Source organism: Microcoleus sp. Pol11C3 (genome assembly GCF_036701485.1).
Classification (GTDB): Bacteria; Cyanobacteriota; Cyanobacteriia; order Cyanobacteriales; family Microcoleaceae; genus Microcoleus.
Map to the genome: position 1 here is coordinate 1 of NZ_JAUBQW010000277.1, position 2,269 is coordinate 2,269.

At 41.2% G+C, this 2,269-nt stretch carries 2 protein-coding genes; both read left to right on the forward strand.

The genetic code is table 11. The features are described 5' to 3' along the window. Nucleotides 1–150: 150 nt before the first annotated feature. Nucleotides 151–741: an ISL3 family transposase gene (locus QUA40_RS28450; RefSeq protein WP_445301214.1), complete on the forward strand. Its 591-nt coding sequence runs from the start codon at nt 151–153 to the stop codon at nt 739–741. Between the two features lie 471 nt (nt 742–1,212). Then, nucleotides 1,213–2,022 (forward strand): GAF domain-containing protein, encoded by an 810-nt coding sequence (locus QUA40_RS28455; protein WP_333132024.1) that lies wholly within the window; start codon nt 1,213–1,215, stop codon nt 2,020–2,022. The last annotated feature ends 247 nt before the right edge of the window (nt 2,023–2,269 follow it).

Consider the following 2,269-nt stretch of genomic DNA (forward strand, 5'->3'; position numbering starts at 1 on the left):
TTAGAGGAAATTTTATTTAATCGCTGCCAACAATTACTCCAACAGCAAGACTTAGTTCGAGGTTTGACAAATTTCCATTGGTGGCCCCAAGTTGCGGCTTAATTATGGTTATGCTACCGGACATGATATGACTCCCACCGCTCTGAGGAAATAATAGAAGTCCTGATGGCACAACCGATTGAGATTCGCGAACGAATCGAGGAAGTGAGTGTTGATATGTGGGGAGGATTCCCAAAAGTCATCAAAAAGGTATTCCCAAATGCCGAAGTTATTATCGATCGTTTTCATGTGATGAAAGTAGTTAATCAAGATTTAAATAAATTACGTAGAGCCGCAGGAATAACAGATCGGCAAAGTAAATATTTGTTATTAAGTAACGGAAAGAATCTTAATCCAGAGCAGATTAATAAATTAGAACTGACCTTAAAAAAATCAGAATGTTTGAGAATTGCCTATGAGATGAAAGAAAAATTTAGAGAAATATATGAAACGAATTTGACCGTTAAAAAAGGGCAGAAAAAAATCAAGGAATGGCTAAATCATGCACAAGTATTTTTGAGAGAATCTGCCGCAACAATTGAGAATCATTTTGAGGGTATTTGCAACTACTTTATTCATCGGACAACAAGTGGGGTCATGGAAGGTATAAACAATCGAATTAAGTTGATAATGCGGCAAGGATATGGCTTTTCTAATTTTAATAATTTCAAGAATCGTGTATTAGCTTGCTTCTCTGATTAGATAAGATTATAACCATAAGTTCAGGAGAGCCCCTCATTGGGAGTTTTGGACTCATATTGATCACCCACGCCACCTCCGATCCCCACCCAGAATTGGCATAAATCAAATCCGGGGGATACGGATAACAGCTCATCTTTAATTTGTCGGCTGGCAGCCCACACCTCCTAGTAAACCCCCACAAACCGCCAACTTTACAAGAACTTAATGCCGACTTTTTGCACTGATTCAGCTTCGCAATCCCCTAATGTAAAGGATTTTTAAGAAAAAAGGACGCTCTCCCTTCTCTATGAAAATCATAAAGATCTTGTAAAGACACCGCAACTACTTAGTAATGTTTGACTGTCTGTGGCAATATTTAAGTAGAATTACGTAATCCATAAGTCCCACAGCGGCAGGCTGGCAAATTCAGTAACTCCCTGCTCTGTTGCCGGAGTGGTAAACTTTTGCCAATCTAGTAGAAAAAGGGTTGCTATGAATCAGCAAATATCAGCTCAATCGCAAAAACTTTTACTCCAAATTGGCAGAAAGATTCGTCGAACCTTGGATCTCGATACCATTTGGGAGCAAACAGTTAACAGTCTGGGAGAAACACTAGGCGTCAGCCGCTGTATCCTTTGTCCCTATGAAAGTTCTAGTCTGCAAGTCAAAGTAGCTGCTGAATACTGCCAAGAACCATTTTTACCGATGCTGGGAATGGAAATCTCGCTCACAGCAGCACCTCATTTCCTTCAAGCTCTAGCCACCCTCGAACCGGTAATAGTAGACTCCTTTGCAGCTAATGACCCTTTTGGGCCACAGTCGCTGCTAGTGGTGGCTACCGCTTACCAAGAGCAACCTAACGGCATAATTAGCTTGCATCAGTGCAAAGGTCGATCATCTGGGAAGGGTAAAGCTGATCGACCTTGGACTCAATCGCAGATCGAATTCGCACAAGAACTGGCCGAGCAAGTAGGAAGTGCGATCGCCCTCGCCACCCTCTACCAAGAGCGCAGCAAGCGAGTACAAGGACTATCCCAGCTCAAAAAGCAATTTTTGTTGAAGGCCTCTCACGAGCTCCGCACTCCCCTAAATCACATCATCGGCTATCTACAACTAACCATAGACGACCAAGCTGATGATCCCATAGAGGAGAGAGATTTTATTCAAGAAGCTCACCGTTCGGCTATCCACCTTTCTCAGGTAGTTTCCAATATCTTAGATTACATTGAGTTAAGTGAAGCTTGCCAAACTCACGCAGAGTTAGCCACTTTCAGGAGTCAGGAAAAATCTGGGCATCAGTAAAGATTCGAGTGGCTTATTCAACAAGTCTAATATTTACCATACCAACAAGTTTTATCCATGAAAAAGCTGACACTTCCTCGATAGATTCCCTCAATAAATTCAGTATTTGGTTCATCAATTATTTTTAGGGAATTAGAGTTTTACACAGTACAGCATAGCAACTACTACACGTATAGCATTTCTTACAAAGGTGAGGTACAATAACAGCAGTGAGTAAACCAATTCCAAATATTTGCTGATGTAACTT

Coding starts and splice junctions, on each gene's coding strand:
- QUA40_RS28455 (WP_333132024.1), top strand. CDS start 1,213: ATGAATCAGCAAATATCAGCTCAATCGCAAAAACTTTTACTCCAAATT.